This is a genomic window from Methylobacterium sp. TK31 (assembly GCF_055361545.1).
The window spans coordinates 658,030-683,186 of record NZ_CM143964.1; the positions used below are offsets into that span (position 1 = coordinate 658,030).

Consider the following 25,157-nt stretch of genomic DNA (forward strand, 5'->3'; position numbering starts at 1 on the left):
GCCTTTGGGCGCCGGATCTCGGCGCGCGTGGGGTTGATCCTGGCCAGGGTCGACGAGAAGGCGGCGCCACGCGAAACGCGCAGGCGTTGAACACGAGCAACGGCAACCGATGCTGTGTGTCCGCTCATTCTCTCCCTGACCTCGCGAAGACTGTATGGGCCCGTCCGAGGACAGGCCGGCATGTGAAGAACGGTGCGGCGGCTGAAAAAGCCACCGAATGAACCGACTCCCACCCGGCCTTGCTATGCCGCCATGTCTGACGCGGGGAACCGACTGCGAAGGCGATCCGGCGCGATGCCGGGCCGCGCCCGCGGGCCGCGGAGCAAACCGCACGGCACCGGGAAGGGGACCGTATCATTACAGAGCGTCGCGACGTTTTGGCAAGGTCCTTAATCTGCGGCGGGCGTCGCGAGGCCGTTCCGCCGCCGCTCCGCCCTGCCAAGTCGCGGGCTGTCGCCTCCGGGACACAAGCGGCCGGGAAGTGGAACGGGGCCTTTGAGGAACGGTTAACCATCCCGTCGGTATCCCGTAGAGGCAGGCTCACGCCACAAGCCCGCTCGCGAGCACGCCCCGACGGGGTGCGCCCGTCCTCACGGGGATGATTGCCGGAACGATGCCGAGACGCGCCCGCCTTCTCCGCTCCGTCCTCCTCGCCCTGGCCTGTGCCGGGGCGGTCCCGGCCGCGGGTCCCGGCGCGTTGGCCCAGGACACCGACAAGACGCGCGGCGCCTCCTCCCAGGCGGCGGTCGCCATCGCGGCCGATCTCGCCACCAGCGGTGCCACCACCAAACTGACCCTGACGCTCTCCAAGGCCATCGACGCCAAGGCCTTCGTGATGGAACGGCCCGACCGGGCGGTGATCGATCTCGCCGAGGTGAACTTCCAGCTCGGGCCCGAGACCGGGCGCAGGCGCGACGGCGTGGTCTCGTCGTTCCGCTACGGGCTGTTCGCGCCGGGCCGCTCGCGCATCGTCGTCGACCTCGCCCAGCCCGCCACGGTGGGGCGGATCGAGACGGCGACGCGCCCGCGCGACGGCGCCGTGCTGCTCAGTATCGAGTTCCAGCGCAGCGACCGCGAGGGTTTCCGCCGCGCCGCCGTGGCGAGCGATCCGGCCCCGGCCCAGCGCAAGGCCGCGGTCGCGCCGGAACCGACCGATGCCCGCCCGCTGATCATGGTCGATGCCGGCCATGGCGGCACCGATCCCGGCGCCATCGCGGCCAGCGGGGTCTTCGAGAAGGACATCGTGTTCGGCTTCGCCCAGGCCCTGGTGACCCGCCTCGAATCGGGCGGGCGCTACCGGGTCCGGATGACCCGCGACCGCGACGTGTTCGTCCCGCTCTCCGAGCGCGTCCGCCTCGCCCGCGAGGCCAAGGCCGACCTGTTCGTCTCGATCCACGCCGACTCGATCTCGTCGGCGCCGCAGGTGCGCGGCGCCACGATCTATACCGGCTCCGAGAAGGCGACCGACGCCGAATCGGCCAAGCTCGCCGAGCGCGAGAACCGCGCCGACGCCGCCGCGGGCACCGAATCCAACGAGGGCCCGGGCCACGTCGCCGACATCCTGCAGGAACTCACCCTGCGTGAGACCCGCACATTCTCGTCGGGCTTCGCCAAGGGGCTGATGACCCATCTGGGACCCGTGATGGAGATGAGCGCCAAGCCGCACCGCGAGGCCGGCTTCCAGGTGCTGCGCTCGCCGGATGTGCCCTCCGTGCTGGTGGAACTCGGCTACCTCTCGAGCAAGCACGATCTCGATCTGCTGCAGTCGGAGGGCTGGCGCGCCGAAGTGACGGGCGGCATGGCCAAGGCGATCGACGCGTTCTTCGGCAGCCGGACCTCCCTGACTCGGCCGCAACCGCCCCGGCGCTCGGCGGCAATCGCCCCAGTTTCACCATAGAATGCGTGTGAAACCGGGGCTCACAGCGCTCCGGTCACATCACTGCCGATCCGTTCGGCGGGACTGATCGCGGCGCGCTTGAGCGAACGCCGCCGACATCGTGGGCTCGACCGCATTTTTGCGCGGCGGGACTCTTGCATTTCGGGATGGGACACGGTCCGAGAAGGCACGCGCCATCGTGGCGGGTGTCCTCGCGGCCGGCCGGCGGCGGTGGATCATCGACGGACGGGACCCGGATGCGCTTCATCCTTCGTTTCTTCGGCTTCCTGTTCAGCGTCGGCGCGATGGTGTTCGTGATCGCCGCCGCCGCGGCCGCGTTCTTCTACTGGAAGTTCAGCCAGGACCTGCCGGACCACGCCGCGCTCGCGAATTACGAGCCGCCGGTGATGAGCCGCGTGCATGCGGCGGACGGTTCGCTGCTGGCCGAATATGCCAGCGAGCGCCGGCTCTACCTGCCGATCCAGGCGATGCCGAAGATCGTCGTCGCGGCCTTCCTCTCAGCCGAGGACAAGAACTTCTACAAGCACGGCGGCGTCGACCCCGAAGGTCTCGTGCGCGCCGCGCTGACCAACTTCAAGAGCGGCAAAAAGCAGGGCGCCTCGACCATCACCCAGCAGGTGGCCAAGAACTTCCTGCTGTCGCCGGAGCAGACCTTCGAGCGCAAGGCCAAGGAAGCGCTGATCGCCTTCCGAATCGAGGCCGCCTATTCGAAGGACAAGATCCTCGAACTCTACCTGAACGAGATCTTTCTCGGCACCATCGTGCCCGGCCGCAACCTGCACGGCGTCGCGGCGGCCGCGCTCGATTATTTCGGCAAGTCGGTCCACGAGCTGACGATCAACGAGGCGGCCTACCTCGCCGCCCTGCCGAAGGGGCCGAACAACTACCATCCCTATCGCCAGACCCAGAAGGCGTTGGACCGGCGCAACGAGATCATCGGCCTGATGGCCCAGAACGGGTACATCACCAAGGAGGAGGCCGAGGCCGCCCGCAAGATGCCCCTCGGCGTCAACCCGCGCGTCGCCTTCGCCAACGCCGCCAACGCCAACTACTTCACCGAGGAGGTCCGGCGCGAGATCGCCGAGCGCTACGGCGAGAAGAAGCTCTACGAGGGCGGCCTCTCGGTGCGCGCTACCCTGGACCCGAAGATGCAGGCCTGGGCCCGCAAGGCCCTGGTGGACGGCCTGATCCGCTACGACCAGTCCCACGGCTGGCGCGGAGCGCAGGCCAAGGTCGACCTCGTCGGCCGCGACTGGGGCCTGGCCGTCGCGGAAGTACCCGGCCTCGGCGACGTCGCGCCCTGGCGCCTCGCCGTGGTGCTGAACACCAATGGCGGCGCCGCGCAGATCGGCCTTCAGCCGCGCCGCGAAGCCTCGGGTCAGGTCTCGAAGGATCGCGAGACCGGTACGATCACGGCCGAGGGAACCCGCTGGACCGGGCGCTCGCCCGCCGCGGCGCTGAACCCGGGCGACGTGGTCTATGTCGAGGCGACGGATACGAGCCGCAACCAGTACCGCCTGCGCCAGCGGCCCGAGGTCTCGGGCGCGATCGTGGCGATGGACCCCTATACCGGTCGCGTCCACGCGATGGTCGGCGGCTTCTCCTATGACGAGAGCCAGTTCAACCGCGCCACCCAGGCGATGCGCCAGCCCGGTTCCTCGTTCAAGCCGATCGTCTATTCCGCCGCCCTCGACAACGGCTACACCCCGTCGTCGATCGTGCAGGATTCGCCGATCACCATCGAGGCCGGCCCCGGCCAGGAGGCCTGGACGCCCTCGAACTACGACGGCAAGTCGGGCGGCCCGCACACCCTGCGCTACGGCATCGAGCACTCCAAGAACCTGATGACGGTGCGGCTCGCCAAGGATGTCGGCATGCCGCTCATCGCCGAATATGCCCGCCGCTTCGGCGTCTACGACGACATGCTCCCCGTGCTGCCGATGTCGCTCGGCGCCGGCGAGACCACGGTGATGCGCATGGTCACCGCCTACTCGATGCTCGCCAATGGCGGCCGGCGCATCCGCCCGACCCTCATCGACCGCATCCAGGACCGCGTCGGCGAGACCATCTACAAGCACGACAACCGCAAGTGCCTCGGCTGCGACGCGGACAAGTGGTCGGGCCAGGACGAGCCCAAGCTGGTGGACGATTCCGAGCAGGTCCTCGACCCGCTGACCGCCTACCAGATGGTCTCGATCATGGAAGGCGTGGTCCAGCGCGGCACCGCCACCATCCTGAAGCAGATCGGCAAGCCCCTCGCCGGCAAGACCGGGACCACGAACGACGCCAAGGACGCGTGGTTCGTCGGCTTCTCGCCGGACTTGGCGGTGGGCGTCTATCTCGGCTTCGACAAGCCGCGCTCCCTGGGTGACCGGGCGACCGGCGGCGGCCTCGCCGCCCCCATCGCCCTCGACTTCCTGAAGCAGGCGCTCAAGGACAAGCCGCCGACGCCGTTCCGCGTGCCCCCGGGCATCAAGCTGATCCGCGTCTCGGCCTCCTCCGGCATGCGGGCCGGCTCGGGTGAGGGCGGCGGCACCATCCTCGAGGCCTTCAAGCCCGGCACCGCCCCGCCCGACGCCTACGTCGCCGCACCGGCGCAGCAATCCGGCGCCCCGGCCGCCGTGCCGGCGGATGCCGACCGCGCCGCCCAGGCCGGCGGCCTCTACTAAGGCTCCGCCGACCACCCATCCTGCGCCTCGGAGCCACGCTCCGGGGCGCTGAGTCGTTTCAGGCCGATTTTCGGGCGAGGGCGAGGGCCGCAAGCTTCTCGATGTCGAAGCCCCTCTGCGGCAGTTCGATCATGAAGCGCTCGGCGATCTCCGCGACCACGAAATCGGGCTTCACCCGCGCCACGTAACTCCAATCGATGCTGGTCGACCACAGCACGTGGACCTCGCGGAAGGTGTCGGCCAGGAGCGGCGTCAGGCTCCCCGTATGCGGGGTCGACGCGTGGTGGCCATAGGAATCGGCGAACAGCACCAGCCGGCGCGGGTCGGCCTCGGGCGACTCGTTCCGGTAGACGACGTGGGCGCCGATATGCGCTTCCTGGCCCCGCCCCTCCGCTTCGAAGGCCGTGACCAGGCTGTTGGCGTAGATGCGCCGCGCCGACGTCTCGAACCGGCAGGGCTCCGCGATCTCGGTGCGAATGGGGTCGAACTTCAGACCGAGGTCGCCCGCATAGGCGGCCGGCGTGCCGATGCGGCGCCGGGCGATGTCCTGGCGCGGGGCGAGGCCGAGATGGCGGCAGATCTCGCCATAGGCGAGGAGGTATCCGGCGAAACTCCAGTGGCTGTCGGTCCGACAGTAGAGCGGTGCTTCCGCGGCGCGGGACCGGAACGGCCGCACCAGATCGATCCAGTGGCGCCGGGCCGGCGAGAGGCTGAGCCAGCGCTCCAGCCGCAGCACCGGGGCGCGCTCGGGATCGAACGCCAGCCCATCGCAGGCCTGCGGGTAGATCGTCAGCTTCTCCGGCGCCACCACATGGGCGTAGCGGCTGCCGAGGCCGGCGCACCGCCGGACCCGGGCCTCCAGGATGCGGCGCCAACGCCAGAGGGTGGCGCGCGCCACCCCCGGCTCGCGGTACTGCGCGAGCACGGCGTTGGTGCCCCCCGTGAGGAAGAGCCAGCCGTCGCGCCCGATATGAACATCGGGATGGTGGTCCGGTGCCCGAGCGCCGGACGGCGGAGCGATGGTGAAACCCTCGGTCATCGCGCGCTTCTAGCGGGCGCGCGGGAAAGGCGCACCCTCATCCGGTCGGCCGGTCCTCCCGATCAGAACCCGGCGCGGATGCCACCGAAGATGCTGCGCCCGACGCCTGGATAGAACGCCACCGGTCCGCCCGCGACCGTGCGGGCGTTGGTGACGACGGAGATGTCGGAGACGTAGCGGGTGTCGGTCAGGTTGCGGGCATCGACGAACAGCGAGACGCCGTTCTGGAAGTCGTATCCGGCGGCGATGTTGAGGAGCGCGTAGCCCGGCACCTTCAGGGTGTTGGCGTGGTCGGCGAAGGCGCCCTGCGGCACCAAGTCGACGGAGGGGCTGATGTGGAAGCCCTCGCGGTTGCGATAGGTCAGGACCGTGCGCAGAACGTCGCGCGGAATGCCGGCGATCTGGTTGTCGCCGAAGACCGGATCGGCGAGGAAGCGGAAATCGTTGTGGGTCCAGATCTGCGAGACCACGACGCCGTCGCCGGTGCCGAACAGGTCCCGGGCGAGATCGAGGGAGGCGGCGGCCTCGACGCCCTGATGGCGGGTGCGGGGCGCGTTGAAGGTCGCGGCCGGGATGTTGAGGCCCGGATTGATCGAGAAGTTGATCAGCTCGTCGCGGATCTCGGAGCGGTAGAGGGTCACGTCCCAGGACAGGCGGTCGATGCGGCCGCGGGTGCCGGCCTCGTAGGTCACGGCACGCTGCGACCGAAGCGGCACGAAGGTGGTGTTGAGCGAATTCATTTGCACGAGGTCGGAGAAGTCCGGCACGTCGCGCGATCCGGTGATGTCGCCGAAGACCTGGATTTCGGGCAGCGGCTGCCAGAGCAGGCCGACCTTCGGGTTGATCCCCGCATAGGTCTCGTTGGCCGAGGACGGGAACGCGTTGGCGCCCGAGAAGCCGCCCTTGTTGCTGTAGGTCCGGTTGGAGGAGAACGCCTTTGCGCCCGCCATCAGCGCCACGTCCGGCAGGAACCAGAAGCGGTTCTCGCCATAGGCCTCGTAGTTCGAGGCGCTCTGGAGCGCGCGCAACGTCTGGGCGCCGCGCTGGCCGGCGACGTTGACGAACTGGAGCGCGGAGTTCTGGCCCGCGAAGGCGCGTAGGCCGAGGATCAGGTCGTTGCGGTAGCCGGCGACGTCGAAGGTCCCGGCCCAGTGCGGGGCGATCCCGTAGGTCCAGCCGTCCTGGTCGATGACCTGGAAGATCGGGTGGTAGAGCGATTTGTGGATCGCCCAGGTGTCGATATCGAGCTTGCCGACATCGAGCAGGAACGAGGTGCGGTTGGCGATCCGCTCGGTCTCGACCTTGCGCGACTGGTTGCCGGAAATCGCGGACGGGTTGGCCAGGGTCGGGTTGTTCAGCGCGTTGAACAGGCTGAGCGTGCCGGGGAGCTTCTGGTCGGTGAGGTAGACGCCCGCGTAGAACCGTGTCTCGACCCCCGGCGCCAGCTGGTAGCCGAGATTGGCGTTGAAGTTCTGGGTCCGCTGGGTCTCGTGGTCCCGGTAGCTGTCGGAATTCGTGATCGTGCCGTTGACGAGAAGATCGACCGGGCCGGAGATGCGCGAGGCCTGGAAGTTCTCCCGGATAGTGTTGAAGGCGCCGCCGTCGATGCGCAGGATGTTGGGCGCTAAGGCGGTCTGGGCCGTGGGCGTGACGACGTTGATGGCGCCGCCGAGGGTCGTCGCCCCGAAGGTGAGGGCGTTCCCGCCCTTGTAGACCTCGATCGAGCGCAGCCCGAGGGGATCAACCTGGTAGAAGTCGCCGCTGCCGTCGGCGAGGTTCAGCGGGATGCCGTCCTGCAGCAGTTCGAGCCCGCGCAGGTGGAAGCCGCGCGAGATGCCCGAGCCGCGCACCGAGAGGCGCAGCTCCTGGCCGTAGCGCTCCTGCACGTAGACGCCCGGCACGTCCTTGAGGGTATCGCGCAGGGTATTGGCGTAGCGATCCTGGAAGGTCCTAGCATCGACGAAGGCGACGGAGCCGACGGTGGCGTTCACCGCGGCGCGCTGGGCCGCGACGCTCGGCACCGTCAAGGACCCGGCCGAGGCGCCCTCGATGCTGAGTTCGGACAGCGTCGCTGCGGCCGTTTCCTCGGCCCAAGACGGCGTCGCGGCGAGGAGGGGCAGGAGCGAGGCGCCGCTCAGCAAGGCGAGCGCGAAGGCTCCAGGACGGGACGGCCGGAGCACGGCCTTGGGGGACAGGGCATACTCGGGGGAGGGGGCGGACATTGGACCAGGCTCCGGACCATGGGCCCGCGCTTCGCGACGGCGCGAAGGGGCCGGACATGGTCCCGGTGGGAGAGGAACGGGGAGGGGGTTGAGCCGCGCGGGGTCATCGCGCGGCGGATCGCTCGGTCAGAAGCGCGGCAGGAAGCACGACACGAAGCGGCACGTCGGCATCCCCAGCTCCCGCACGAAGCGGCGGGAGCGGACCAGCCTTCGTCGCCATTGGATCGAGGCGCTCGGCGGCGCCTGGATCGAGGCGCTCGGCGGCGTCAGTGCTCGTGGTGATCCGGTGCCGGCGCGGCAGCGGGCGCACCGGGCTTCGTCGCACCGATCGGGGCCACGCCGAAGCTGACCGGCACGGTGCCGGCCCGTTCGAAGCGCAGCGTCCCCTGGACCGTGTCGCCGGCCTTCGGGCCGCGCGAGAGATCCTCGAACATGAGGTGCAGCCCGCCGGGCTTCAGCTCCACCGTCTCGCCGGGCTTGATGACGAGGCCGCCTTCGACCGGCGCCATCTTCATCACCCCGCCTTCCATACTCATGGTGTGGATCGACGCGCGTCCCGCCAGCGGGATCGAGGCGCCGACGAGACGGTCGGCCTGGGTGCCGGTGTTGGTGACGCGGACGTAGCCGCCCGCCACCTTGGCGCCCCCGGGGGTGGCGCGCATCCAGGGCGTGTCGATGCTGAGATCGCCGGCCTTGACGCTCGAGGCCTCGGCCCGGGCCGGGCCGGTGGCGGCGGCCACGATCCGGACGCCCGGAGCGGGAGATTTCAGCGCATGCGCATCCTGCCCGGCCGCCGGGATCTCGCTCCAGCGGTACTGCCCGGTCGCGCAATCCTGCTCGATGGGGAAGTAGACCGTGCTGCCGGGCGCGAAGGCGTCGCTGACGCGGGCCAGGAAGGTGAACTCGTCGACCTGATCGTCGGGCAGGCTGCCGCCGGTCCAGGTGATGGTCTTCACGCCCTCGCGGATGTCCCCGTGGAAGTACGGATAGGCGCGGGCATAGGCGCCCTTCTCCGTCGTCACGGTCCAGCCGGGCTTCGGCATCGGCTTGGCGCCGATGACGCCTTCCGGAATCGTGACGCTGACGCGGTTGGTTGGCTGGCCGTCGCAGCCATGGGTGATCTGCACGACGCCGCGATAGCCGGCGTTCGGGCTCGCCTCCTTGCGCTCCAGGGTGGCGTGCGCGAGGGCGGCGGTGGCGGACAGGGTGAGGAGGAGGCCCGCGAAGAGCTCGGCCCGGGGAATACGGTTCATGGCGAAGGTCCGTGTCTGATGGGATCGGGAATCGGCGATCGGATCAGACGGCGGGCGGACCTCGCGGATGGGGGATCGTGCCCGGCGGACCGCGGGCGGAGACGAAGGATTCGCGATGCCAGGCGACCCGGCTCGCCGCACGGTCCGGCCACACGACCGCACGGGGCGCGACCTCGGGCAGGGCGGCCTGCAGCATCGGCCCGGCCACGGTGCAGCAGGGCTGGTGGTGGGCGTGGGTCGAATCGGGCGCCCCGGGTCCGGCATCGTCGGTCTGCCCGAGGCAGAGGATGCCGTGCGCCGAGGCGACCGGCAGGGGCACGAGGCCGCTCAGGACGGCATGGAGGACGAACGCGTAGAGCGCGATCACCGCAGTGATCGCGCGCAGCGGGGCCCACCCTCCGTGGCCAGCATGGTTCGCCGGAAGCGTCATCGTCGTTTCGCTTACGCCATCGGCCGTTGTTTCGCCATGCCGGCGGCCGGTTCGCCCTGCCGATCGCACGGTCCGGCACGGTGCTGTGGCACACGGGCCGCAGTCGAGAGGATGTGTCCGGGGATCACGGGGATAAGCCCGCCCGTGCCACAATGTGGCCGGGTCCCCATGAGTTCTTAACCCTACCCCGACACGGTCGTGACAGGGGGTGTTCCCAGATCCCGGCGCCCGTCGCCGAGGCCGACGACACCGCATGTCGCTTCGTAAATCAGATCAGAGTTCACGTCCGATGCTGAATCAGGCTTTCCACACCCGCGCCCTCGGCTTTGCACTGCTCGCATCGGCGGCCGTCATCGGCCAGTCGGCGACGGCGCGCGAGGCCGGCGGCTTCGCCCAGGCCGAGTGGGCGCAGGACTATGCCTCGCCCGCCACCATGCAGGTGCAGCGCTCCTCGACCCCGATCCTGTCGCCGCAGACGGTGGCGGCCACCGAGCAGATGATCGAGCGCTACCGGGACATCGTCAATCGCGGCGGCTGGAAGCCGGTCTCGGGGGCCGACCGCCTGCGCGTCGGCGCCAAGGGGCCCGCGGTCGCCGCCCTGCGCCAGCGCCTGATCATCACGGGCGACCTCGACCCGGCTTCGGGCGCCTCGGGCGTCTACGATTCCTATGTCTCGGCCGGCGTGAAGCGCTTCCAGGCCCGCCACGGCCTGAGCCAGACCGGCGCCATGAGCCTCACGACGCAGCAGGCCATGAACGTGCCGGCCGACGTGCGCCTGCACCAGCTCGAGATCAACGTGGTGCGCCTGCGCTCCTACGCCGGCAACCTCGGCAACCGCTTCGTCATCACCAACATCCCCGCCGCCCTGGTGCAGACGGTGGAGAACGGCCAGGTCGTGACCCTGCACGCCGCCGGCGTCGGCAAGATCGACCGCCAGTCGCCGATCATGAACACCAAGGCGACGCAGATCAATTTCAACCCCTTCTGGACGGTCCCGGCTTCCATCGTGAAGAAGGACCTCATCCCCAAGATGCAGAAGGACCCGACCTACCTCACCGAGAACAAGATCCGCATCTTCTCGGGTGAGACCGAGATCTCGCCGGCTTCGGTGAACTGGAACTCGGACGAGGGCACGCGCTACCGCTACCGCCAGGATTCGGGCGCCGACTTCAACTCGATGGGCATCGTGCGCATCAACATCCCGAACCCCTACGGCGTGTTCATGCACGACACGAACACCAAGGGCGTGTTCGGCGACGACTTCCGCTTCATCTCCTCGGGCTGCGTCCGCGTGCAGAACGTGCGCGAGTACATCACCTGGCTGCTCAAGGACACGCCCGGCTGGGGCCGCGAGCAGGTCGAGCAGGCCATCGAGAGCGGCAAGCGCGTCGACGCCACCCTGTCCAGCCCGGTGCCGGTCTACTGGACCTACATCACCGCCTGGTCGACCCCGGACGGACTCGTCCAGTTCCGCGACGACATCTACAAGCGCGACGGCGTGAACGTGCCCACGACTCTCTCGGCCCCGACCCCCGTGGCCAGCGCCGAGCCGGTCCAGAGCTTCGAGCCGGGCGACGAGGAGAACTAATCCGGTTCATCAACGGTCAAACAGTCCACTATTCGAGGCCCGCGCTCCAAGGCGCGGGCCTTTCGCATGGTGGATGCGACGCCACGACACGGGTTGCTGGCGTCTCGACTCTTCGCGCTCCGCTCTGTGCTGAATTTTTTTGATCACACGCAAAAAAATGCCTGTGCTTGGCCTTGGAACCCGTCGCGTGTAGTAATCCAGCCTTCGAACGCCCGCCCGCCCTACGCCAGCGGATTACGGGTGCGTCCGCCCGTTCAACAATCGAGGCTTTCCATGAGCGCCGGTACTGCTGCCGACAAGCACTTCTCCAACACCTTCTTCGCTGCTCCCCTCGCGGACGCGGATCCGGAGATCGCGCAGGCGGTGGCCCAGGAACTCGGCCGCCAGCAGCACGAGATCGAGCTGATCGCCTCCGAGAACATCGTCTCGCGCGCCGTCCTGGAAGCGCAGGGCTCGGTCCTCACCAACAAGTACGCCGAGGGCTATCCGGGCCGCCGCTACTACGGTGGCTGCCAGTTCGTCGACATCGCCGAGAACCTGGCCATCGATCGCGCCAAGCGCCTCTTCAACTGCGGCTTTGCCAACGTGCAGCCGAATTCCGGCAGCCAGGCGAACCAGGGCGTGTTCCTCGCCCTCATGCAGCCGGGCGACACCTTCCTCGGCCTCGATCTCGCGGCCGGCGGCCACCTCACCCACGGCGCCCCCCCGAACGTCTCGGGCAAGTGGTTCAAGCCGGTCTCCTACACCGTGCGTCGCGACGACCAGCGCATCGACATGGAGCAGGTCGAGGCCCTCGCGCACGAGCACAAGCCCAAGGTGATCATCGCCGGCGGCTCGGGCTATCCGCGCCACTGGGACTTCGCGAAGTTCCGTGAGATCGCCGACGCCGTCGGTGCCTACTTCTTCGTCGACGCGGCTCACTTCGCGGGCCTGATCGCGGCCGGCGTGCATCCCTCGCCGTTCCCGCACGCCCACGTCGTCACCACGACGACCCACAAGACCCTGCGCGGCCCGCGCGGCGGCATGATCCTGACGAACGACGAGGCGCTGGCCAAGAAGTTCAACTCGGCGATCTTCCCCGGCATCCAGGGCGGCCCGCTGATGCACGTCATCGCCGGCAAGGCCGTGGCCTTCGGCGAGGCCCTGAAGCCCGAGTTCAAGATCTACGCCAAGCAGGTGATCGAGAACGCCAAGGCGCTGGCCGACACCCTGATGTCGAGCGGCTACAACATCACCTCGGGCGGCACCGACAACCACCTCATGCTGGTCGACCTCACCAGCAAGGGCCTGACCGGCAAGGCAGCCGAAGCGGCCCTCAGCCGCGCCGACATCACCTGCAACAAGAACGGCGTGCCGTTCGACACGCAGAAGCCCACCATCACCTCGGGCATCCGCCTCGGCACCCCGGCCGGCACCTCGCGCGGCTTCGGCGTCGCCGAGTTCAAGCAGATCGGCGGCTTCATCGTCGAGGTGCTCGACGGCCTCGTGGCCAAGGGCGAGGGGGGCGACGCCGCCGTCGAGGCGAGCGTGAAGGAGCGGGTGCACGCCCTCACCGATCGCTTCCCGATCTACGGCTGAGGCACGACGCCCGCCGGCGAGTCCCCGAGGGGCGCTTGAACCGGCGCCCCTCAGCATGCCATGCAACGGCCGCGGTCCCTCGGGTCCGCGGCCGTTGCTGTTCCAGCGTTCCCCTTGCCCAGGTGTCCGTCCGATGCGGTGTCCCTATTGCGGCGGTCCCGACACGCAGGTGAAGGATTCGCGCCCGAGCGACGACGCGGCGGCGATCCGCCGGCGCCGGGTCTGCCCGGATTGCGGCGGCCGCTTCACCACCTTCGAGCGGGTGCAATTGCGCGAGCTCACCGTGCTCAAGCGCTCGGGCAAGCGCGTGCCCTTCGACCGCGACAAGCTGCAGCGCTCCATCGGCGTGGCCCTGCGCAAGCGGCCCGTGGACCCGGAACGGATCGAGCGCCTCGTCAGCGGCATCACCCGTCAGCTGGAGAGCAGCGGCGAGGCCGAGATCGGCAGCGAGGCCATCGGCGAACTCGTGATGGAGGGCCTGAAGGGGCTCGACGACGTCGCCTACGTGCGCTTCGCCTCGGTCTACAAGAATTTCCGCGAGGCCAGCGACTTCAAGGCGCTCCTCGGCACCCTCTCCGATCCGGCCGCCCTCGCCGAGGACCTTCCCGAGGATGCGGGCTCCGGGCCCGGCTCCGCTGCGGGCGAGACCGACGATCCGGCCGACGCGGAACGGACCGCGACGGTCACGCCGCTGCGGCCGAAGCGCCAGCCGAAATCGCGGGCGTGAGGAGCGACGGCATGACGAGCGGGGAAACGGACGCGATCGACCGCCGCTACATGCGCCTGGCCCTCGCTCTGGGGCATCGCAACCTCGGCCGGACCTGGCCGAATCCCTCCGTCGGCGCGGTCGTGGTGGCAGGTCCCCCCGGCGCGGAGCGGATCGTCGGCCAGGGGATCACCGCCCCCGGCGGCCGGCCCCATGCCGAACCGATTGCCCTCGCCATGGCGGGCGAGGCGGCGCGGGGCGCCACGCTCTACGTCAGCCTGGAGCCCTGCTCCCATCATGGCCGGACCCCGCCCTGCACCGACGCCATCGTCGCCGCCGGCATCGCCCGCGTCGTCACCGCCCTGGAAGACCCCGATCCGCGGGTGGCCGGGCGCGGCCACGGGCTTCTCGCGGCCGCCGGCATCGCGGTGCGCACGGGCCTGCTTTCGGAGGAGGCGGCCCGCGACCATCGCGGCCACGTCACCCGGGTGACGCGGGGGCGCCCGAGCCTGCACCTCAAGCTCGCGCAGACCCGCGACGGCTTCGCCGGCGCCCCCGCCGAGCGGCTGCGGATCACCGGGCCCATCGCCGACGGTTCCGTGCATCTCTGGCGGGCGCATGCGGATGCGATCCTCGTCGGCATCGGCACCGCGCGGGCCGACGATCCCTCGCTCACCGTCAGGCTGCCGGGCCTGTCGGACCGCTCGCCCATGCGCGTCGTGCTCGATTCGAGCCTTCGCCTTCTGCCCTCCACCACCCTCGTGCGGAGTGCGCGCGACGTCCCGACCCTCATCCTCACCACCCGGCGGGCGCCGGTCCACGCCAAGCGCATGCTGGCGTCCTTCGGCGTCGAGGTGATCGGTGTCGAGGCCGACGGCGCCGGACAGGTCGACCTGCAGGCCGCGCTCCGGGCGCTCGCCGAGCGGGGCGTGACGCGGCTCTGCTGCGAGGGCGGCCCCCGCCTCGCCGACGCCCTGGCCGGCGCCGATCTCGTCGACGTCTTCACCCTGATCACCGGCCCGGGCAGCCTCGGCGAGACCGGCGGCCTGCCGGCGATCGGTCCGGCGCTTCAAAAGCGTCTCGCCGAAGGCCATCTCCGCATGATCGAGACCCGAATTCTCGGCCCTGACCGGGCCGTCACCTACGAGCGGAGCGCCTGAGATGTTCACCGGTCTCGTCACCGATGTCGGAGAGGTCGTGTCGGTCGCGGGCGACGACCGCCTGCGCCACATCCGCATCCGCTCGCACTACGATCCCGCCACGATCGCCCTGGGGGCCTCCATCGCCTGCTCCGGTCCCTGCCTGACGGCGGTGTCGGTCGAGTCCGTGGAGGGCGGCTGCATCTTCGCCGTCGATGCCGCGGCCGAGACGCTGGCCCGCACCCATGTAGGCACCTGGGGCGAGGGGCGGCGCGTGAATTTGGAGCGGTCCCTGAAGATCGGCGACGAACTCGGCGGACATCTCGTCACCGGCCACGTCGACGGCCTCGCCGAGCTCGTGGCCCGCGACGCCGTCACGGGCGGCGCGGGTGATCCGCAATGGGCGCCCTCGGACCGCTTCACCCTGCGGGCGCCCGCGCAGCTCGCGCGCTTCATCGCCGAGAAGGGCTCCGTCTGCCTCGACGGCACCTCGCTGACCGTGAACACGGTCGAGGACGACCTGTTCTCGGTGCTCCTCATCCCGCACACCCTGGCGGTGACCACCTGGGGCGAGCGCCGGGCCGGGGACCAGCTCAACCTCGAGGTCGATCTCATCGCCCGCTACGCCGCGCGCCTGTCGGAGGGCCGCGTGCCCGCCCAGGCCTGAGCGGACGGACCACGCGCCCTCGGACGCGGATAAGCGGGCGCTGCGCTTGTCGCCACGCCGCCCAGGGTCTATCGCTCGCGCCTGCGGGCGCAGGACACGTCCGGCCGGACGAGCGTTGCGCGGTGACGGACCCCGAAGGGTCCCGGCGGGCGCGCCCGTTCCCAGCCGCTGCGCCGCCCGCCGACCGTGTCCCGTGAAGGCCCCTCGATGGTATCGCTCGCCTACGCTTCCCGCACCGCCCCCGCCAACGTCAAGGGCGCGCGCGTCCTCGTCGTCGAGGCCCGCTACTACGAGGGTCTCGCCGACGAGCTCCTGGCCGGCGCGCAGGGCGTCCTGGCGGCGGCCGAGGCCGTCGCCACGGTGGTCACGGTGCCGGGTGCCCTCGAGATCCCGGCCGCGATCGCGATCCTGGTCGAGGCCGCCGCCCGCGCCGGCCAGCCCTACGACGCCGTGGTGGCGCTCGGCTGCGTCATCCGCGGCGAGACCGGGCATTACGACATCGTCGCGGGCGAGAGCGCGCGGGCGCTGATGGACCTGTCCGTCACCCTGCGCCTGCCGCTCGGCAACGGAATCCTGACGGTGGAGACGGAGGCCCAGGCCCAGGCCCGGGCCCGGGTCGCCGAACTGAACAAGGGCGGCGGAGCCGCCGAGGCCGCGCTCGCGGTGCTGTCGCTGAAGCGCGACGCGTCGGCGGCGTCGGTCGGAGAGGATTGAGCATCATGGCCAACGAGCCCGGAATGAAGACCGCCGAGCGCAGCGGCGCCCGCCTCTCCGTGGTGCAGGCGCTCTACGACATGGAGATCTCGGGCAAGGGCGTGATCGAGGCGCTGGCCGAATTCGAGACGTTCTGGATCGGACGCGAGGTCGACGGCATCGCGCATCCGGCCGCCGAGATCGCCTTCTTCCGCGACCTCCTGCGCGGGGTCGTCGACGAGCAGCGCGCCATCGACCCGGTCCTCGACGGAGCCTTGGCCTCGGGCTGGCCCCTGAAGCGCATCGAGGCGGTGCTGCGCGCGATTTTGCGGGCGGGCGCCTACGAGCTGATGTCCCGCCGCGACGTGCCGGCCCGGGTCGTCATCTCCGAATACGTCGACGTCGCCCACAGCTTCTACGGCGGCGACGAGCCCGGCATGGTCAACGGCGTCCTCGACAAGGTCGCCCGCGACGTGCGCGGCAACGAGTTCGCCGGCCTGCCGGCTTCCGGCCGGGCCTGACCCGCGTGGCCCGGCTCGACGAGGACGGGCTGATCGCGCGCTACTTCGCGCCCCTGGCCGGCCCCGGCGCGGACGGCCTGCGCGACGACGCCGCCACCCTGGCGCCGAGCCCGGGCTGCGACCTCGTCCTCACCGCCGACGCCATCGTGGCCGGCGTGCATTACTTTCCCGACGATCCGCCGGGCTCGATCGCCCGCAAGGCCCTCGGCGTCAACGTCTCGGACCTCGCCGCCAAGGGCGCGCGCCCACGCGCGATCCTCCTGACCCTCGCCCTGCCCGACGACTGGACGGAAGCGTGGCTCGCCGCCTTCGCGGCCGGGCTCCGCGACGGCCTCGTTGCTTTCGGCCTCGACCTCCTCGGCGGCGACACCGTGCGGGCCGCCGGGCCGGCGGTGATCGGCGTGACCGCCATCGGCGAGGTGCCCGCCGGCGGCATCGTCCGGCGCGGAACCGCGCGGGTCGGCGACCGGATCTGCGTCAGCGGCACCATCGGGGACGCCGCCCTCGGCCTTCTCCTGCGCGGTCCCCGGCCGCCGGGCTGGTGCGGCACGCTGGCGGCGGCGGACCGGGACGCGCTCGTCGACCGCTACTGGCATCCGCGCCCGCGCATCGCTCTGGCGCCGATCCTGCGCCGGTACGCCCGGGCCGCGATGGACGTCTCGGACGGTCTCGCGGGCGATCTGACCAAGATGCTGAGGAGGGAGGGACACTCCGCGGAGATCGATCTCGCCCGTGTCCCGCTCTCGCCCGCGGCCGCGCGGGCTCTGGCACGGGAGCCCGCCCTCGTGACTCCGATCGTCACCGGTGGCGACGACTACGAAATCCTTTGCGCCGTGCCCCCGGGCCACCTCGACGCCTGCCTCGCCGAGGCCGCCGCGGCCGGCACGCCGCTGACCTGCATCGGCACGGTCACGACCGGCCCCGCACCGCCGGTCTTCCGCGATGCGGACGGGGCGCCGCGACCCCTCGGTCCCGGGTCCTTCAGCCACTTCTGAGCCCGGGCGTCGCCCGCGCAGGTGGGCGCACGGGGACCCGCCGGTACAGTTTTCGGCGCACCGGCTTCGCCCCCATACCCTTGCGAAAACTTGCACCGACTCCAGCCGATGCTGCGACGCACAACTATTCGCTGACGAAAAAGCTAAGCAGCATTTGCAAGCGTCGGTGAAGTTTGGCACTCAGAGTGGGCATTCCTGGGAGGAGATGCACAACCAACAGAAGACCGGCGCGCGGCGAAGACGCCTGCGCGAACGATGATCTGCGAACGCACGGAAAGCACGGCCACGAAGTCCGACAACGCCACGACAGACCCGCACGGGCATCGCCAATCAAGGACGGTCGAATGACAGCTTTGTTGCTTATCATCCTGGGCGGGCTTTGCGCCGTCGCCTATGGCATCCTCACGATCAACGACGTGATGAAGCGCGACGCCGGCACCCAGCGCATGCAGGAGATCGCGGGGGCGATCGCCGAGGGTGCGCAGGCCTATCTCCGGCGCCAATACGCCACCATCGCCATCGTCGGGCTCGTGCTGTTCGTGGCGCTCGCCTACTTCCTCGGGCTAAGGGTCGGCATCGGCTTCCTGATCGGCGCCGTGCTGTCGGGTGCGGCCGGCTTCATCGGCATGAACGTCTCGGTGCGGGCCAACGTCCGCACCGCGCAGGCGGCCTCGACCTCCCTCGGCGGCGGGCTCGACGTCGCCTTCAAGTCGGGCGCCGTCACCGGCATGTTCGTGGCCGGCCTCGCGCTCCTCGGGGTGGCGCTCTACTACGGCTATCTCACCCGCGTCGCCGGCCTGTCGCCGGCCAGCCGCGACGTCATCGACGCCCTGGTGGCTCTGGGCTTCGGCGCCTCGCTGATCTCGATCTTCGCCCGCCTCGGCGGCGGCATCTTCACCAAGGGCGCCGATGTCGGCGGCGACCTCGTCGGCAAGGTCGAGGCGGGAATCCCGGAGGACGATCCGCGTAACCCCGCCACCATCGCCGACAATGTCGGCGACAACGTCGGTGACTGCGCCGGCATGGCGGCGGACCTGTTCGAGACCTACGCGGTCACGGTCGTCGCCACCATGGTGCTCGCCGCGATCTTCTTCTCCGGACAGACCGAGGTCGGCGGGCGCAACGTCCTCGAGGCGATGCTGCTCTATCCGCTGGCCATCGGCTCAGCCTGCATCCTCACCTCGATCGCCGGTACCTATGCGGTCCGGCTCGGGGCCAACCAGTCGATCATGGGCGCACTCTACAAGGGCCTGATCACCGCCGGCGCCCTCTCGATCGTGGCCATCGCGGGGGTGAACTACGCCCTGTTCGGCGGTTTCGGCACGGCCTTCACCACCAATGCGGGCGTCACCTTCACCTCCGGCGGCCTCCTCGGCTGCGCGGTGATCGGCCTCGTCATCACGGCGCTGATCGTCGTGATCACCGAGTACTACACCGGCACCAACTTCCGCCCCGTGAAGTCCATCGCCGACGCCTCGGTGACAGGCCACGGCACCAACGTGATCCAGGGCCTGGCGATCTCGCTCGAATCCACGGCGCTTCCCGCCCTGGTCATCGTCGCGGGCATCATCAGCACCTACTCGCTGGCCGGGTTGTTCGGCATTGCCATCGCGGTCACCGCCATGCTGGCGCTCGCCGGCTTCATCGTGGCCCTCGACGCCTTCGGGCCGGTCACCGACAATGCCGGCGGCATCGCCGAGATGGCCGGCCTGCCGCCGGACGTGCGCAAGTCCACCGATGCCCTCGACGCGGTCGGAAACACGACGAAGGCGGTGACCAAGGGCTATGCCATCGGCTCGGCCGGCCTCGGCGCCCTGGTGCTGTTCGCCGCCTACACCTCCGACCTGAACTACTTCATCGCCAACGCGAGCCCGACCCAGTACCGCTTCTTCCAGGGCGTCACGGTCGATTTCTCGCTCTCCAACCCCTACGTCGTGGTCGGCCTGCTGCTGGGCGGCCTGATCCCGTTCCTGTTCGGCGGCATGGCGATGACGGCGGTGGGCCGCGCGGCCGGCGCCGTGGTGGAGGAGGTCCGCCGGCAATTCCGCGAGAAGCCCGGCATCATGCAGGGGACCGACCGGCCGGATTACGGCCGCGCCGTCGACATGCTGACGAGGGCGGCGATCAAGGAGATGATCGTCCCGTCGCTGCTGCCGGTGCTGTCGCCGATCGTGCTGTTCTTCGTGATCCAGGCCATCGCCGGCAAGAGCCAGGCCTTCGCTACGGTGGGGGCGATGCTCCTCGGGGTGATCATCACGGGACTCTACGTCGCCGTCTCGATGACCTCGGGCGGCGGCGCCTGGGACAACGCCAAGAAATACATCGAGGACGGGCACCACGGCGGCAAGGGCTCGGAGGCCCACAAGGCGGCCGTGACCGGCGACACCGTCGGCGATCCCTACAAGGACACCGCCGGCCCGGCGGTGAACCCGGCGATCAAGATCACCAACATCATCGCCCTGCTCCTCCTGGCGGTGCTGGCTCACAGCTGAACGAAAGCGACCCCCGGCGGGCCGTCGGCCACCGGGGGTCGCATTCTGAACCAGGGACCGCGCCAGGTATCCCGCCGCGGCCTTTCCTGCGTCCCGGCTCAGGCCGCGTCGGGCATCTGCCCGAGGAGCTTGTCGAGGGTGATCGGATAGCTCCGCACCCGCACGCCGGTGGCGTTGTAGACCGCGTTCGCCACCGCCGCGCCGACGCCGCAGATCCCGAGTTCGCCGACGCCCTTCGCCTTCATCGGCGAGGATTGCGGATCGACCTCGTCGAGGAAGATCACCTCCTGGTGCGGGATATCGGCATGGACCGGCACCTCGTAGCCGGCCAGGTCGTGGTTCACGAAGAAGCCGCGCTTGGTATCGACCGCGAGCTCTTCCATCAGGGCCCCGCCGACGCCCATCGTCATGCCGCCGATGACCTGGCTGCGCGCCGATTTCGGGTTGAGGATGCGCCCGGCCGCGCAGACCGCCAGCATCCGCCGCACCCGGATCTCGGCGGTGTCGACATCGACGCCGACCTCGACGAAATGGCCCGCGAAGGTGGATTGCTGCTGCTTCTTGGCGAGGTCGCCGTACTCGATCGAATCCTCTGCCACGAGTTCACCGTCGGCGGCCGCCTTCGCCAGGGTCTCGGTCCGGTTACCGGAGCGGACCTGCCCCTCCTCGAACACCACGTCGGCCGAGTTGAACCCGAGCCGCTGCGCCACCGCCTCGCGGAGCTGGACACAGGCCGCGTAGACACCGGCGGTGGAGTTGTTCGCTCCGAACTGGCCGCCCGAGCCGGCCGAGACCGGGTAGGACGAGTCGCCGAGGCGCACCACCACCTTGTCGAGGCCCACGCCCATCATCTCGGCGGCGGTCTGCGCGATGATGGTGTAGGAGCCGGTCCCGATATCGGTCATGTCGGTCTCGACCGTGACGATGCCGTCGCGGCCGAGGCGGACGCGGGCGCCCGACTTCATCAGCAGGTTGTTGCGGAAGCCCGCCGCCATGCCGATGCCGACGAGCCAACGTCCGTCGCGGACCTGGCCGGGCTTCGGGTTGCGGGCCGACCAGTTGAACTTCTCCGCGCCGAGCTTGAGGCAGCCCACGAGATTGCGGTGGGAGAACGGACGCTCGGGATGCCCGGGATCGACCTGGGTGTCGTTGCGGACGCGGAAGGCCACCGGGTCCATGCCCAGCTTCTCGGCCATCTCGTCCATGGCGATCTCGAGGGCCATCAGGCCCGGCGCCTCGCCCGGCGCCCGCATCGAATTGCCCTCGGGCAGGTCGAGATGGGCGAGCTTCATCGCGGTCAGGCGATTGGCTCCGGCGTAGAGAAGCTTGGTCTGGTCGACGGCCGTCTCCGGCTTGCCCTTCGGCAGGTTGCCGGAGGTGCTCTCATGCGCGATGGCGGTGATCGTCCCGTCTGCCGTCGCGCCGATGCGGATGCGCTGGATCGTGGCCGGCCGGTGGGTGGTGTTGTTGGCGACCAGCGGCCGGGTCAGCGCGACCTTGACCGGTCGGCCGGCGGCCTTGGCGGCCAGCGCCGCCACCACGGCGTCCGAGCGCACGAACAGCTTTCCCCCGAAGCCGCCGCCGATATAGGGCGAGTCGACGCGGATCGACGCCTCCGGAATGTCGAGGATCTTGGCGATGCTGCCCTTGGTCCAGGCGATCATCTGGTTCGAGGTCCAGAGGGTGAGCTTGTCGCCCTCCCAGGCGGCGATGGTCGCGTGCGGCTCCATCATCGCGTGGCTCTCGTCGGGGGTCGTGTAGGTCTCGTCGAACTTGACGGGGGCCGACGCGAAGGCGCCCTCGAAGTCGCCGGTTCGATCCTCGCCGCCGCCACCGCTGCCCTCGCCGCTGTCGCCGGGCACCGGCTTGGCGGACGAGGCGACGGCCTCGAGGTCGAACTGGCCGGGCTCCCGGGCATAATCGACCTTGACCAGGAACGCGGCGGCGCGGGCCTGCTCGAAGGTTTCCGCTACCACGACGGCGATGGCCTGATGGTAGTGCTGGACCTGAGGGCCTCCGAAGAGGTTCGCGGCGTTCATCCGGCCGAGGCCCAAGGCCGGCATGTCCAGGGTGGTGACGATGGCGACGACGCCGGGCGACGCCTTGGCGGCCTTCGTGTCGATGGCGCGGATGCGGCCCTTGGCGATGCCGGCGCCGAGTACGTAGCCGTAGGCCTGGTTCGCCACGACGTCGTGGCGCTCGTAGGCGTAGGGCGCCGTTCCCGTGGTCTTAAACTTGCCGTCAATCCGATCGGTGGCCTTGCCGACGACCTTGAGCTGGTCAATCGGGTTTTGGCCCGCGGGGGTGTCGAACTTCATGGCTCAGGCCCTCGCTTCGTTCAGCGCAGCGCCGAGCGTGCGCTCGGCCAGCGTCAGCTTGTAGGCGTTGTCGTGGGTCGGCTTGGCGCCGGCGAAGGCCTGGGCGGTCACCGCCTTGGCGCCCCGGGCCATCTCGCCCTCCGCCGCCTCGACCCGCCAGGGCTTGTGCGCCACGCCGCCGAAGGCCGCCCGGCCGCTACCGTCCGGCTGCACCACCGCCGCCACCGAGACCAGGGCATAGGCGTAGGAGGCCCGGTCACGGACCTTGCGGTAGATGTGCGCGCCGCCCAGCGGCTTCGGCAGCGTCACCGCCGTGATCAACTCGCCCGGCGCGAGCGTGGTGTCGACCTCCGGCCGGTCGCCCGGCAGGCGGTGGAAGTCGGCGATCGGGATCTTGCGCTTGGACCCCTTGGCGTCGACGGTCTCGACGGTGGCGTCGAGTACGCGCATAGCCACCGCCATGTCGCCCGGATGGGTGGCGATACAGGCTTCGCTGGCCCCGATCACGGCGAGTTGGCGCGAGACGCCGTCGAGGGCCGAGCAGCCGGAGCCGGGCTGACGCTTATTGCAGGCCTGGGCCGTGTCGTAGAAGTACGGGCAACGGGTGCGCTGCAAAAGATTGCCGGCGGTGGTGGCCTTGTTGCGCAGCTGACCGGACGCCCCCGCGAGCAGGGCGCGGGAGAGCACGCCGTAGTCCTTGCGCACCCGGGCATCGGCCGCGAGATCGGTGTTGCGCACGAGGGCCCCGACCCGCAGGCCGCCTTCCTGCGTGGCTTCGATCGTGTCGAGCCCGAGTCCGTTGACGTCCACGAGGTGGGTGGGCGTCTCGATCTGAAGCTTCATCAGGTCGAGGAGGTTGGTGCCGCCGGCAATGAACTTGGCGTTCGGATTGCGGGAAACGGCGGCGGCGGCTTCGGCGGGCGAAGTCGGGCGCTCGTAGGTGAAGGATTTCATGCGGGCCTCCCGGCGACTTCGGTCATTGCCTCGACGATGTTGGAATAGGCGCCGCAGCGGCAGATATTGCCGCTCATGCGCTCGCGGATCTCGGCGTCCGTGACCTGCATCGGCGCGTTCAGATCGGCGGTGACGTGGCTTGGGATGCCGGCCTTGATCTCGGCGAGCACGGCGACGCCGGAGCAGATCTGACCGGGCGTGCAGTAGCCGCACTGGTAGCCGTCATGCTTGATGAAGGCGGCCTGCATCGGGTGCAGCGCGTCGGGCTGACCGAGCCCCTCGATGGTGGTGATCTCCGACCCCTGATGCATCACCGCCAGGGTCAGGCAGGAATTGATCCGCCGCCCGTCGACGATCATCGTACAGGCGCCACACTGGCCGTGGTCGCAGCCCTTCTTCGAGCCGGTCAGCTGGAGGTGCTCGCGGGCGGCATCGAGCAAGCTGGTGCGGGTGTCGAGCTCGAGCTCGCGGCGCTGGCCGTTCACTGTCAGCGACACCTTCGCCAGCACGGGCTTCTCGGGGCCGGTCGCTTCGGGCCGGCCTTCGGCCCGCGCCGGCACTGCGGCGAGCGCCGCACAGGCCGTCGCACCGGCCATGACGTCACGTCGACTCAATTCGTTCTCTCCGAAACTTGGCATGGCGATCTCTGAACCTGTTGCGGAAGGCGGCTGCCGGCGGACGGGCGCCCGGATGCGTCGCAGGCCAGGAGAACGCGTGAGCGGGCGAACTTGGTCCGAGGCGCGACACGGAACCGCGTCGGTTCCGTCCGGACGTACGCCGGTCTCCTGCGAGGGGCGCTCGACGGAAACGCCGGAACCGCTCCGGTGCTCCCTGGAATTTTTCCAGTCTCGGACGGCACCGGTCGACATGTGCGCGCCGACACCTCGCGGGCCGCATCGCCGCCGGGGATCGCCGATCCGGCGACGCTCGGAGGACGCGGATAGATCTGGCGAAGAGCGGACAAATCGAGGGGCGGACGCGGCGAACAACCCGCGGCACGGTCGAAGATCGGCGGCGTCACGGTCCGTCTCCGCACTCCGACGCCGTGGGTCGAGACCCCGGATGGCCTCGCCGGGAGGAGGGGCCGCCCTAGCTCATCTGATGGGTCTCGGGGCAAGACGCCTCGAAGACGATCGTCGCGGCAAAATCGTCTGGGCAAAGGTGCGTGATGCGAAACGGATTTCGGTGGCTCGGCCGGGTGGCGCTTCCCGTCGCGGCGCTGGTCGCGGGCGTCGGCGCGGCGAGCGCCGACTGCATTCGACACGTCTACAACCGCTCCCCCCTGACGCTGGTCGGCTCGCAGCAGGGCGGCCCGTCCTTCCTGGTGCGCCCGGGCGCCTCGCGCGCGATCCGGCTTTCCGGCCCCGGCAGCCTCGACCTGTCGGGCTACTGCTCGGCCTACGGTGCCCAGGGCGGCGCGGCCGCGGTCCAGACCTCCCTGCGCTACACCGCGATCCTCGACCGCTGCTACGTCGAGATCGGCCACGACTTCTTCGACCGTGAGCTCGGGCGCGGCTTCCTGCCCCGCGAGAGCATCGAGCCGTTCTCCGTCAACAACCCGAAGCAGGGCGACGTCGTGCTCTACACCGACCGCGCCGTCTGCGGGCCGCGCTAGGCCCCCGGGCCCTCAGATCGGGTGCGGAACCTCGGGCATCAGCTTCAGGGGCCGTGCCAGTTTCTTCGAGAGGCGGCCCGCCGCCTCCACCGCGGCGCCCTCGGCGCTCGAGGCATTCACGATCGCCAGGGCCTCCTCCTGGGAGGAGGACAGCACGGCGAAGACCCGCAGGGCCTCGCGCCGCTGCTTCACCGCCACCAGGAACACGTGGCTTTTTACCCGCTTGCGCTTGTCCTCCGGGGCGGGCGTCGAGGCTGCGCTCCGACGGCTCAAGGGCGGACCGGCATCCGCTGGACCTCACCGGTCTGGGCTTCGTCGGCCCCCATGCGCGTCCCTCTCACGATCCCACTCTCCCCGATCGCCCCGCGCCGAAAGCCGCGT

20 protein-coding genes are annotated in these 25,157 nt (G+C 70.0%); 12 read left to right on the plus strand and 8 right to left on the minus strand.

Annotation, left to right across the window (positions count from 1 at the left end; translation table 11 throughout):
• Positions 1-613: 613 nt before the first annotated feature.
• A complete protein-coding gene (locus tag ACXJY8_RS02955; protein WP_463776012.1) occupies positions 614-1,897 on the plus strand; it encodes an N-acetylmuramoyl-L-alanine amidase in 1,284 nt (427 codons plus the stop codon).
• A gap of 236 nt (positions 1,898-2,133) precedes the next feature.
• On the plus strand, positions 2,134-4,566 hold the full coding sequence (locus ACXJY8_RS02960) for a penicillin-binding protein 1A (RefSeq protein ID WP_463776013.1): 2,433 nt from the start codon (positions 2,134-2,136) through the stop codon (positions 4,564-4,566).
• Between the two features lie 58 nt (positions 4,567-4,624).
• On the opposite strand, the gene ACXJY8_RS02965 is transcribed toward ACXJY8_RS02960, so the two are convergent.
• The 4 genes from ACXJY8_RS02965 to ACXJY8_RS02980 all read right to left on the minus strand — a co-directional run bounded on the left by ACXJY8_RS02965 (position 4,625) and on the right by ACXJY8_RS02980 (position 9,510).
• Positions 4,625-5,605: an alginate O-acetyltransferase AlgX-related protein gene (locus tag ACXJY8_RS02965; protein ID WP_463776014.1), complete on the minus strand. Its 981-nt coding sequence runs from the start codon at positions 5,603-5,605 to the stop codon at positions 4,625-4,627.
• 62 nt (positions 5,606-5,667) lie between these two features.
• On the minus strand, positions 5,668-7,827 hold the full coding sequence (locus tag ACXJY8_RS02970; protein ID WP_463776015.1) for a TonB-dependent receptor family protein: 2,160 nt from the start codon (positions 7,825-7,827) through the stop codon (positions 5,668-5,670).
• A gap of 266 nt (positions 7,828-8,093) precedes the next feature.
• Positions 8,094-9,080 (minus strand): DUF1775 domain-containing protein, encoded by a 987-nt coding sequence (locus ACXJY8_RS02975; protein ID WP_463776016.1) that lies wholly within the window; start codon positions 9,078-9,080, stop codon positions 8,094-8,096.
• Positions 9,081-9,123: 43 nt separating this feature from the next.
• A complete protein-coding gene (locus ACXJY8_RS02980; protein WP_463776017.1) occupies positions 9,124-9,510 on the minus strand; it encodes a hypothetical protein in 387 nt (128 codons plus the stop codon).
• A gap of 289 nt (positions 9,511-9,799) precedes the next feature.
• Here ACXJY8_RS02980 and ACXJY8_RS02985 point away from each other — a divergent pair, with 289 nt between their 5' ends.
• From ACXJY8_RS02985 to ACXJY8_RS03025, 9 genes are all read left to right on the plus strand, one after another.
• Positions 9,800-11,098, plus strand: a complete 1,299-nt coding sequence (locus tag ACXJY8_RS02985) for a L,D-transpeptidase family protein (protein WP_463776018.1) — start codon at positions 9,800-9,802, stop codon at positions 11,096-11,098.
• 273 nt (positions 11,099-11,371) lie between these two features.
• Positions 11,372-12,676: a serine hydroxymethyltransferase gene (glyA, locus tag ACXJY8_RS02990; RefSeq protein WP_463776019.1), complete on the plus strand. Its 1,305-nt coding sequence runs from the start codon at positions 11,372-11,374 to the stop codon at positions 12,674-12,676.
• A gap of 133 nt (positions 12,677-12,809) precedes the next feature.
• Positions 12,810-13,403, plus strand: a complete 594-nt coding sequence (nrdR, locus tag ACXJY8_RS02995; RefSeq protein WP_463776020.1) for a transcriptional regulator NrdR — start codon at positions 12,810-12,812, stop codon at positions 13,401-13,403.
• An 11-nt stretch (positions 13,404-13,414) separates the two neighbouring features.
• Positions 13,415-14,542: a bifunctional diaminohydroxyphosphoribosylaminopyrimidine deaminase/5-amino-6-(5-phosphoribosylamino)uracil reductase RibD gene (gene ribD, locus ACXJY8_RS03000; protein WP_463776021.1), complete on the plus strand. Its 1,128-nt coding sequence runs from the start codon at positions 13,415-13,417 to the stop codon at positions 14,540-14,542.
• Between the two features lies 1 nt (position 14,543).
• Positions 14,544-15,188, plus strand: a complete 645-nt coding sequence (locus ACXJY8_RS03005; RefSeq protein WP_463776022.1) for a riboflavin synthase — start codon at positions 14,544-14,546, stop codon at positions 15,186-15,188.
• A 207-nt stretch (positions 15,189-15,395) separates the two neighbouring features.
• A complete protein-coding gene (ribH, locus tag ACXJY8_RS03010) occupies positions 15,396-15,902 on the plus strand; it encodes a 6,7-dimethyl-8-ribityllumazine synthase (protein ID WP_463776023.1) in 507 nt (168 codons plus the stop codon).
• Between the two features lie 23 nt (positions 15,903-15,925).
• Positions 15,926-16,402, plus strand: coding sequence for a transcription antitermination factor NusB (gene nusB, locus ACXJY8_RS03015; protein ID WP_463780314.1), 477 nt, complete (start codon positions 15,926-15,928; stop codon positions 16,400-16,402).
• 5 nt (positions 16,403-16,407) lie between these two features.
• Complete coding sequence (thiL, locus tag ACXJY8_RS03020) at positions 16,408-17,397, plus strand: thiamine-phosphate kinase (protein WP_463776024.1); 990 nt, start codon at positions 16,408-16,410, stop codon at positions 17,395-17,397.
• 344 nt (positions 17,398-17,741) lie between these two features.
• Positions 17,742-19,889: a sodium-translocating pyrophosphatase gene (locus ACXJY8_RS03025; RefSeq protein ID WP_463776025.1), complete on the plus strand. Its 2,148-nt coding sequence runs from the start codon at positions 17,742-17,744 to the stop codon at positions 19,887-19,889.
• Positions 19,890-19,987: 98 nt separating this feature from the next.
• Here the strand turns inward: ACXJY8_RS03025 and paoC are convergent, their stop codons facing one another.
• Genes paoC through paoA form a run of 3 tightly spaced genes read right to left on the minus strand, consistent with a single transcriptional unit; the run spans position 19,988 to position 23,757 of the window.
• Positions 19,988-22,207, minus strand: a complete 2,220-nt coding sequence (gene paoC, locus ACXJY8_RS03030; RefSeq protein WP_463776026.1) for an aldehyde oxidoreductase molybdenum-binding subunit PaoC — start codon at positions 22,205-22,207, stop codon at positions 19,988-19,990.
• Between the two features lie 3 nt (positions 22,208-22,210).
• Complete coding sequence (locus ACXJY8_RS03035; protein ID WP_463776027.1) at positions 22,211-23,161, minus strand: FAD binding domain-containing protein; 951 nt, start codon at positions 23,159-23,161, stop codon at positions 22,211-22,213.
• Complete coding sequence (gene paoA, locus ACXJY8_RS03040) at positions 23,158-23,757, minus strand: aldehyde dehydrogenase iron-sulfur subunit PaoA (protein ID WP_463780316.1); 600 nt, start codon at positions 23,755-23,757, stop codon at positions 23,158-23,160. The genes ACXJY8_RS03035 and paoA overlap by 4 nt, the downstream gene beginning before the upstream one ends.
• Positions 23,758-24,329: 572 nt before the next feature.
• Between paoA and ACXJY8_RS03045 the strand changes: the two genes are divergently transcribed.
• A complete protein-coding gene (locus ACXJY8_RS03045; protein WP_463776028.1) occupies positions 24,330-24,776 on the plus strand; it encodes a hypothetical protein in 447 nt (148 codons plus the stop codon).
• A gap of 12 nt (positions 24,777-24,788) precedes the next feature.
• On the opposite strand, the gene ACXJY8_RS03050 is transcribed toward ACXJY8_RS03045, so the two are convergent.
• Positions 24,789-25,049 (minus strand): hypothetical protein, encoded by a 261-nt coding sequence (locus tag ACXJY8_RS03050; RefSeq protein WP_463776029.1) that lies wholly within the window; start codon positions 25,047-25,049, stop codon positions 24,789-24,791.
• Between the last annotated feature and the right edge of the window lie 108 nt (positions 25,050-25,157).

Coding starts and splice junctions, on each gene's coding strand:
- ACXJY8_RS03005 (WP_463776022.1), top strand. CDS start 14,544: ATGTTCACCGGTCTCGTCACCGATGTCGGAGAGGTCGTGTCGGTCGCG.
- ACXJY8_RS03025 (WP_463776025.1), top strand. CDS start 17,742: ATGACAGCTTTGTTGCTTATCATCCTGGGCGGGCTTTGCGCCGTCGCC.
- ribH (WP_463776023.1), top strand. CDS start 15,396: ATGGTATCGCTCGCCTACGCTTCCCGCACCGCCCCCGCCAACGTCAAG.
- ACXJY8_RS03045 (WP_463776028.1), top strand. CDS start 24,330: ATGCGAAACGGATTTCGGTGGCTCGGCCGGGTGGCGCTTCCCGTCGCG.
- ACXJY8_RS02960 (WP_463776013.1), top strand. CDS start 2,134: ATGCGCTTCATCCTTCGTTTCTTCGGCTTCCTGTTCAGCGTCGGCGCG.
- ribD (WP_463776021.1), top strand. CDS start 13,415: ATGACGAGCGGGGAAACGGACGCGATCGACCGCCGCTACATGCGCCTG.
- ACXJY8_RS02985 (WP_463776018.1), top strand. CDS start 9,800: ATGCTGAATCAGGCTTTCCACACCCGCGCCCTCGGCTTTGCACTGCTC.
- nusB (WP_463780314.1), top strand. CDS start 15,926: ATGAAGACCGCCGAGCGCAGCGGCGCCCGCCTCTCCGTGGTGCAGGCG.
- ACXJY8_RS03035 (WP_463776027.1), bottom strand. CDS start 23,161: ATGAAATCCTTCACCTACGAGCGCCCGACTTCGCCCGCCGAAGCCGCC.
- ACXJY8_RS02980 (WP_463776017.1), bottom strand. CDS start 9,510: ATGACGCTTCCGGCGAACCATGCTGGCCACGGAGGGTGGGCCCCGCTG.
- paoA (WP_463780316.1), bottom strand. CDS start 23,757: ATGGCCGGTGCGACGGCCTGTGCGGCGCTCGCCGCAGTGCCGGCGCGG.
- ACXJY8_RS02975 (WP_463776016.1), bottom strand. CDS start 9,080: ATGAACCGTATTCCCCGGGCCGAGCTCTTCGCGGGCCTCCTCCTCACC.
- paoC (WP_463776026.1), bottom strand. CDS start 22,207: ATGAAGTTCGACACCCCCGCGGGCCAAAACCCGATTGACCAGCTCAAG.
- ACXJY8_RS02955 (WP_463776012.1), top strand. CDS start 614: ATGCCGAGACGCGCCCGCCTTCTCCGCTCCGTCCTCCTCGCCCTGGCC.
- ACXJY8_RS02970 (WP_463776015.1), bottom strand. CDS start 7,827: ATGTCCGCCCCCTCCCCCGAGTATGCCCTGTCCCCCAAGGCCGTGCTC.
- ACXJY8_RS02965 (WP_463776014.1), bottom strand. CDS start 5,605: ATGACCGAGGGTTTCACCATCGCTCCGCCGTCCGGCGCTCGGGCACCG.
- nrdR (WP_463776020.1), top strand. CDS start 12,810: ATGCGGTGTCCCTATTGCGGCGGTCCCGACACGCAGGTGAAGGATTCG.
- glyA (WP_463776019.1), top strand. CDS start 11,372: ATGAGCGCCGGTACTGCTGCCGACAAGCACTTCTCCAACACCTTCTTC.